7 protein-coding genes are annotated in these 8,092 nt (G+C 36.0%); 4 read left to right on the plus strand and 3 right to left on the minus strand.

Features of this window, described 5'->3' with window-relative positions:
• Positions 1-48: 48 nt before the first annotated feature.
• From B5P40_RS28120 to B5P40_RS28130, 3 genes are all read right to left on the minus strand, one after another.
• Positions 49-1,053, minus strand: a complete 1,005-nt coding sequence (locus tag B5P40_RS28120) for an ABC transporter permease (protein WP_078176297.1) — start codon at positions 1,051-1,053, stop codon at positions 49-51.
• A 1-nt stretch (position 1,054) separates the two neighbouring features.
• A complete protein-coding gene (locus tag B5P40_RS28125; protein ID WP_002188405.1) occupies positions 1,055-1,921 on the minus strand; it encodes an ABC transporter permease subunit in 867 nt (288 codons plus the stop codon).
• Positions 1,922-2,009: 88 nt separating this feature from the next.
• Positions 2,010-2,744, minus strand: coding sequence for a YwaF family protein (locus B5P40_RS28130; RefSeq protein WP_078176295.1), 735 nt, complete (start codon positions 2,742-2,744; stop codon positions 2,010-2,012).
• Between the two features lie 211 nt (positions 2,745-2,955).
• On the opposite strand from B5P40_RS28130, the gene B5P40_RS28135 reads away from it, so the two are divergent.
• The 4 genes from B5P40_RS28135 (at position 2,956) to entC (ending at position 8,045) form a co-directional block, all read left to right on the plus strand.
• Positions 2,956-4,059: an efflux RND transporter periplasmic adaptor subunit gene (locus B5P40_RS28135; protein ID WP_002010766.1), complete on the plus strand. Its 1,104-nt coding sequence runs from the start codon at positions 2,956-2,958 to the stop codon at positions 4,057-4,059.
• Positions 4,056-4,730 carry an ABC transporter ATP-binding protein gene (locus B5P40_RS28140; RefSeq protein WP_002188403.1) on the plus strand — a complete coding sequence of 225 codons (675 nt, stop codon included), beginning with the start codon at positions 4,056-4,058 and terminating at the stop codon, positions 4,728-4,730. Before B5P40_RS28135 ends, B5P40_RS28140 begins: the two co-directional genes overlap by 4 nt.
• Before the next feature lie 26 nt (positions 4,731-4,756).
• On the plus strand, positions 4,757-5,908 hold the full coding sequence (locus B5P40_RS28145) for an ABC transporter permease (protein WP_002029935.1): 1,152 nt from the start codon (positions 4,757-4,759) through the stop codon (positions 5,906-5,908).
• A 718-nt stretch (positions 5,909-6,626) separates the two neighbouring features.
• On the plus strand, positions 6,627-8,045 hold the full coding sequence (gene entC / locus B5P40_RS28150) for a cell wall-binding protein EntC (RefSeq protein ID WP_113710290.1): 1,419 nt from the start codon (positions 6,627-6,629) through the stop codon (positions 8,043-8,045).
• The last annotated feature ends 47 nt before the right edge of the window (positions 8,046-8,092 follow it).

Below are 8,092 nucleotides of genomic sequence, written 5' to 3' on the forward strand. Positions count from 1 at the left end.
CTACTATAAGGGGATCATATCAATTATGCTTGCTTCTTTTTTTTCATTTCACATCGTATGTTTAAAAGTAAATAACTCTTCTTTTGACTGCACAGCAGATTGTTCTTCTTCTACAACTATCTTCTTTCTCTCTCCTCCTAATCTTACTTTCAACATCGCCTCTTCTATACTTTTCACAATCATATTTCCTGAAAAAATAGTAAGCCCGAAAAATGTAATTGGGACGAGAGGAATCCATGGATGCACTGTTAATGACCTAAAGTATACTCCAATTAAACCTGACCATTCATGCGTATAAGATTCCACTTCTTCCACCGGCCCCATAAAGTTAACTGTTCCACCAAAGAATACTTCCAGTAACCCTAAGTGCAGTAAAATAGTAAGAGTCTGCGTAAACTGTTGAAGAAATACGAGTATAAACGTCATATAGAGATGCGGAAAAAGATGTTTTATAACAATGTGCCTTCTTGATCCACCTAATATGCACGCAGCTTCAATAAATTCTTCGGTTCTCAATTTACGAACTTCCTTCGCAACATACAGTGCAATAACTGGCATCACAAGCATTACAAGTAATAAAACTTGAAACGAAGCCCTTTCAAAAAAGGTTGTTGTTTCCTCTCCACTCCCAAATGCATTTGCAAAGTGAAGAAAAAAATACGCAATCATAACTGTCGGAATAACCGTAAAACTATCAAAAAAAGCCTCGATTTTTGAAAACCCTCTTTTTACATATGTTCCGAGTATAACACCGAAAAACACACCTATTACCATTCTAAGTGCCGCAATTAAAATAGAGATACCAATCGTCCACTTCGCACCTTCAATGACTAAATGTAACAGGTCGTATCCTTTCCGGTCTGTCCCGAGTAAAAATTGTAATGAAGGTGAAAACGGTGGCACTTCTGGATTTCCAGCCGCATCATATTGCAACGTAACTTTTTTAATCTGTCCATCATTCCATATCGTATTTCCGATGCTCAAAAGAACTAATATGAGAAGAAATCCAATGCTTATCCAAAATCTTTTATCACGTTTTATATACGTCCACATATTATAATCTCTCCTTCATCGCAGCTGGAATGAGATAATGAAACAATTTGAATAAAATAAAAATCGGAATATAAATAAGCAGCACACTAACGATGAAAACCTCAACCCTAATACCTTCATAAGATTTCAAAAACATAAAAATACCACCCGTATTAAAAATCCATTCTATAATATATAAATTAGATAACATAAAAAAAACATTCGTTTTCGCAAAGAAAAGTGTACTAAGCAACACATTTCGTAAAACATGACGATTTAAAATATGAATACGATTCAGCCCTTTCGCCTTAGCAAATAGTACATAATCTTTTTCTAGCTCATTTTCAAAACGAAGCACTAACATTTTTACAAACAGAATCGTAGTCGGTATACTCAAACAAAATATTGGCAATCCTCTAATCGACTCGCCTCCGATTGACGCAATTTGAAAAGGTAAAAAGCCTGTTTGTTTAAAAAACCATACAACTAAAATTTGTGATACTAAAATAAGAAGAATGTCTGGAATAGATTCTAGGAAGATAAGAAATGATTTAATACGATGTTGTATACGCGGTGAACTACTCATAATGACATAAACAATACAAAATGCTACAAATAATGAAATGAAAAAAGCAGCCAAAAAAATAACAATCGTTTCTTTATAATGGACGAACAACTGCGGAAATAAAAATTTACCTCTCACATATTGAAAATTGGAAATATCCATTAAGTTCACAAACACTTCTTTTAAACTCTGTATGTACTTTGATGCATGCAGCTCAAATCCATAAAATAACTTTGGCAGTGCCCCTAAACAAATAATACCCAAAATCGAAATAATAAATTGAACCGTCACTTCCATCCCATTCAGAAAAACTTTTTTGACCACGTTTTCCCTTCTCTCTATATGTAATTTACCCTCTAATTTTATTCCCAATTTTCTGAATTGTAAATATTTATATAAAAAAATCACTAGGTTATGATCCTAGTGATTCTTTCTGTGCATGTTCTTCTCTTTTCGCAAACGGCATATACAAAATTAAACATCCAATGAGAGCAGCAATCTCCAATGAAATAATATAGTAAGGGTGCGGTCCTAACATATCCAGTAATGAAGCAGTTTCTGGCTTACGAGCTAAAAACATATAATTGCCGCCCGTTTTATAATTCACAAATGAAACGATTGGAATTACTATGTTTAAAAATATCATCGTACGCTTAATCGATTGCAAGGTAGGTCTATATCCTTCTACCCACGTCATAAAGAGCGGTGCCCAAATGAGTAATACATGTGCAATGAAGAATTCTATAAAGCGAAAATGCGGAAAAGCGTATTGCACGTTCGGCGTTAAAATGGCTTGTGATGCACCGATAATTCCTGTAAAAAACACAATCTCATATATTCGATAACTTTTCGTTATAATCATAATCGACGCTAACAACAAACTTATCGTACATAACTCAAATGGTAATGAAGTGCCTAGCTCAAAAATACCCACTTCCCATTCCCACATATGAAGCCCAATCTCACTCCCTATAAATAGAAATGCGATCGCATATCGAACCGTTATATTCCACTCACTTTGGCGTAATACATCTTGGTATTGATATAGAAAAACTATCCCCACCAACATAATAAATAATATAATAGCATGTTGCCTTGAGTATGGAATAAATGGTTTTAATGGATACGCACTAAAATAAGCTTCCATCTTCCTTCCTCCTCTCCTTCATACAATATTATTGTTAGAAAGAAACAACGAGTCAATTCATTTGCTTAAACTAGGACAACCTCCACCTTACATTTACATATCGATACCTTACAAAACTGTAAGGTTATTGTAAGCTAAAACGATTTGTCAGATTCTTCACCTCTTCTATACTTAATGTAGATACTAAAACGAACGAAAAGGTGATAAATAGATGAAGAAGAAAAATAAAGTGTTAATTACTAGTGTAGTAGCGATCGGAATTGCTGCTGGATCATATTTTGCTTTAGCTGGCGGTAGTTCAGAAGTAGCAATGGCATATAGCGGTTATAAAGTTACAGAAAAACAAATTGAAAATGCACAAAAATTTGGCGGCGAAGTTATTCCAAATGGAATTGAAACGATTTCATTTGATCCAACAAAAGGTACGTATGAATTAGCTGTTAAAAAAGGTGACGAAGTGAAAAAAGGGCAGCTTCTATTTAAATATAATGACCCTACTGCTAAACAAGGTGTAACAGAAGCAGAAATGCAAAAGAAAATTGCACAAAAAGAAGTGACATTATATCAAAAACAAATTGATGCAGCGAAACAAAAATTACAAAAAGATAAAAATGCAGGTCTTCCTCAGGAAGCATTAAAGGCATCGGAAGTCGAAGTGCAACAATTAGAATCACAACTTGAAATGAAAAAGTTTGAAGTAGAAAAAGCTGATGAAATGATTAAAGCAGCAAAAGAGAAAGTAAACACACTTTCTGTAACGAGTCCAACCGACGGTGTAATTGATGATATCGTAAAAACTGCTGATGAAAAAACAGGTATGAGTGGCATTACACTTCGTCACGCTGGTCAATTTAAAGTAAAAGGTCAACTTTCTGAATATGAACTTGCTAGTATGAAAGTTGGGCAAGAAGTAACTGTTTCATCAAAAACTGTCGCTGGTAAGACTTGGACAGGAAAAGTAACAGAAATCGGTTCTACACCATTAAAGAGCATGGACGAAAATAAAACTGTTTCTAATTATCAATTCACTGTCACATTAGATAATAGTGAAGAATTACAAAACGGCTTCCATGTTTACGTAACAAGTAAATCTGGCGAAGCAACTGGTACGATTGTTCCGAAAAGCAGCATTGTGAAAAAAGGTGACAAAAATGTTGTCTTCGTTGTAAAAGACGGTAAAGCGAAAGAACAAGCAGTTACTGTTGAATTCGAGACAGATAGCGAAGCAAAAGTTTCTGGAGTGAAAAAAGGAGAGGAAATTATCTCTAAACCTGAAAAAGACTTAAAAGACGGTATGGAGGTTGTCACTCAATGATTAACTTAAAAGGCATCACGAAATCTTTCCAAAATGGTGCAGAGTCCGTTCAAATATTACACGGAATTGATGTAAAACTAAACCAAGGAGAATTCACTTCTATTATGGGACCATCTGGTTCTGGTAAATCAACATTAATGAACATTATCGGTTGCTTAGATAAACCAACGACAGGTGCGTACGAACTAGCTGGTCAAAACATTTCAAACATGTCTGAAACAGAACTTGCACATGTTCGTAATAAAGAGATCGGATTCATATTCCAAAACTTTATGTTATTACCGAGACTTACAGCACTTCAAAATGTAGAACTACCTCTTATTTACGCTGGAGTCGATAAAAAAGAAAGACGTGAGCGCTCATTAGCAGCTTTAACAAAAGTCAGTTTAGCTGATCGTGCTACTCACTTACCAAATGAATTGTCAGGTGGACAAAAGCAGCGTGTCGCAGTCGCACGTGCAATCGTAAATAACCCGAAATTTCTCTTAGCAGATGAACCGACGGGTGCACTTGATACGAAAACAAGTACACAAATTATGGATCTCTTTTACGAATTAAACAAACAAGGCTCAACAATCATTATGATTACCCACGATCGTGAAATTGGGGAAGCGGCAGCACGTCAAATTGTAATTCGTGACGGAAATATCGTCCAAGATTGGAGAGGTTAATTTTGAACACGAGTGAAAATATACGCATGGCCCTTTCCTCTATCTTTGCTCATAAAATGCGTTCTATATTAACAATGCTAGGTATTATTATCGGTATTAGCGCCATTATTACTATCATTTCAATGGGTGATGGTACAAATGCAAAGTTTAAAAAAGAGTTAGGCCAAGGAAAAGATACTGAAGTAACGATTTACTACAACAACCCTGATTATGGAACTGATAGTGCCAAAATCACACCTGATATGCTAAAACGTCTTCAAACTGTACCAGGCGTTAAAGATGTTTATCCAGATGTAAGTATGAAAGTAAAAGCATCTTCTGGTTCAAAAGATGTCTCTCTTGATTTAAAAGGTGGAACAGGCGCCTTTATGACAGATTCGAAAATAAAATTAGTTCACGGTCGTGAATTAAACGACAGCGAATTAAACCAAGCAATTCCTGCTGTTATATTAAATGAAGAAGCTTTCAACAAATTATTTAGTGGTTGGGAATCAAATCTATACACAGATGTAAAAGGAAAGCCGTATAAAATAGTCGGTGTATACGAAACGAAAAACGAATTTGGAATGGCTATGCCTGAAGGTTATACATCTCTTGAAAACGCGCCTGTCATTTCAGGAGTAAATGAGTATGACTCTGTAAAATTAACAATGACCTCTCCAACAGAACGTAAAAGTGTAGAAAAACAAGCTGTTTCTGTTTTAAACGACATGAAAGCTCCTAAATTCGAGCACAAATTCGAAGCACAGGACTTAGGTGAATTTACGAAGCAATTAGACGAATCCATCGGTATGATGAAAATGGTATTCGGTGGCATTGCCGCTATCTCCTTACTTGTTGGTGGTATCGGTGTAATGAACATCATGCTTGTATCTGTAACAGAACGTACACGTGAGATCGGTATTCGTAAAGCACTTGGTGCAACGCGCGGTAAAGTATTAACACAATTCTTAATTGAATCTTGTATTTTAACAGGTCTCGGTGGTTTCATCGGATTCATGCTTGGTATTTTCTTCGCTTGGATCGTCTCAATCTTTGCCGGATGGCCACTCGTTATCTCAAAAGAACTTGGACTTCTTTCAGTAGGTATCTCAATGCTAATCGGTATTGCATTCGGTTTACTACCAGCAAACAAAGCTGCTAAACTTGATCCAATTGAATGTTTACGATATGAGTAAATAAAAAAACGTAGGAGTTTACACTCCTACGTTTTTTATTTTGTTGAAGGCAAATGTAATTTCATCGACGTTTTGACAAAAATAAGAACCTCTAACTTCTATTATATAAAGTGAAACTATAATCAGTGGGGGTTTTGTTCATCCCCCACTGATTATTAGCCTTCACCAATCGGTCTTTTACGGGCAGTTAATCTCCCACCTAACTTCTTTGCTTCAGCCGAATTTTGAGGTGGGGGTTTTACTGCCCACAAATAGCGGGATAATTCTACTGCAACTCGCGAACCAACTCATAACGATATCATCCCTTTAAATCATGTTTCTTCTATTATATATGTTTCATGTTGCGATTATCTTTTTATCCTTGCAACTTTCATTTCGCATTACCACTATCCTACAATCCTATTATTGCAAAAATAATATGTAAAAGAACAAATTCAAGGCGTAATTTTTTCCATACTACAACTTATTTTGTAACAATTATATCTCTATTTCATTAAAATCCCCCCTATATATACGACTTCACACACAAGAAAATTATATTTTCATAACTACATTACGATTCAAATAGTTAAATACCCCTTTTTCGTAATGTTACAGAAACATTCTAGTAACACCACTGATACATTATTAATCTATTAGTAATTAAAAAAGTGTTGATTTTATGAATCGCATGTTCTAATCCCCTCAAAAACGCAAAGAAAACGCTATCAGGATATTAATGGAATTATTACAGAATATTAATGCCTCGTTACGAATGCTTTGTAGTTTTGTGTTTTCCGCAAATAAGAAAATAATGGTTGCTATAATGAGGTCAACGAAAACAAATGCAATGGAGGCTATTATGAAAAAATTTATGGGTATAGCAACAGCAGCGGTTTTTGGTCTTGGGATTTTCACAACATCTGCTAAAGCAGAAACAATCGTAACGACTGATGTACTAAATGTACGAGAAAACCCAACTACTGAATCACAAGTTGTCGGAAAGTTATTAGATGGATATAAAGTTAACGTTTTACATACAGAAAACGGATGGTCAAAAGTTAAATTAAATAGTGGTAAAGAGGCTTTCATAAGCGCTGACTACACAAAAGATACTTACTACGTAACAGCAAACGTATTAAACGTACGTGCTGGAGCGAATACAGATTCAGCGATTCTTGGTAAATTGAAAAAAGATGATGTAATCGAAACAACACACCAAGTACAAAATGATTGGATCCAATTTGAATATAACGGCCAAACAGCTTATGTACACATTCCTTACTTAACAGGAAAAGCACCAGTTAAAGTTCAGCCAGTAGTTAAAGCTGAAAAAGTAACTAACGTTCAAGATACAGCTAAAGTTCGTGAAGCAGTTAAAGCCGGGGAAGTAGCTGAAACTCAAGCAAAAGCTAAGGCTCAAGAAGCAACTAAAGCTCGTGAAGCAGCTGAAACTCAAGCAGAAGCTAAGGCTCAAGAAGCGGCTAAAGCTCGTGAAGCAGCTAAAGCTCAAGAAGCAACTGAAGCAGCTAAAGCTCAAGCAGAAGCTAAGGCTCAAGAAGCAGCTAAAGCTCGTGAAGCAGCTAAAGCTCAGGCAGAAGCTGAAGCTCAAGCAGAAGCTAAGGCTCAAGAGGCAGCTAAAGCTCGTGAAGCGGCTAAAGCTCAAGAAGCAGCTGAAGCTCGTGAAGCGGCTAAAGCTCAAGAAGCAGCTAAGGCTCGTGAAGCGGCTAAAGCTCGTGAAGCAGCTAAGGCTCAAGAGGCAGCTAAAGCTCGTGAAGCGGCTAAAGCTCAAAAACCAGCTACACAACAACCTGTTGCGAAAGAAACTGAAACAAGTGCACCATCTTCTTCTCGTGAATTAAGAGTTGTAGCAACAGCTTACACAGCAGATCCACTTGAAAATGGTTACAAAGCAGGAGACCAAGTAAAATCAGCTATGGGTCATAACTTAACAGCTAATCCAAACATGAAACTAATTGCAGTTGATCCAAGTGTAATTCCATTAGGTTCAAAAGTATGGGTTGAAGGTTACGGAGTAGCAATCGCTGGTGATACTGGTGGAGCTATTAAAGGAAATAAAATTGACGTTTTAATGCCAGATAAAGGTACATCAAGTAACTGGGGACGTAAAACAGTTACAGTGAAAGTTTTAAACTAATTACTATATAAAAAAAGAGTCAGTCTGGTCTTATCCCTGTCAAGTAG

Source organism: Bacillus sp. SRB_8 (assembly GCF_003264205.1).
Lineage (GTDB): Bacteria > Bacillota > Bacilli > Bacillales > Bacillaceae_G > Bacillus_A > Bacillus_A mycoides.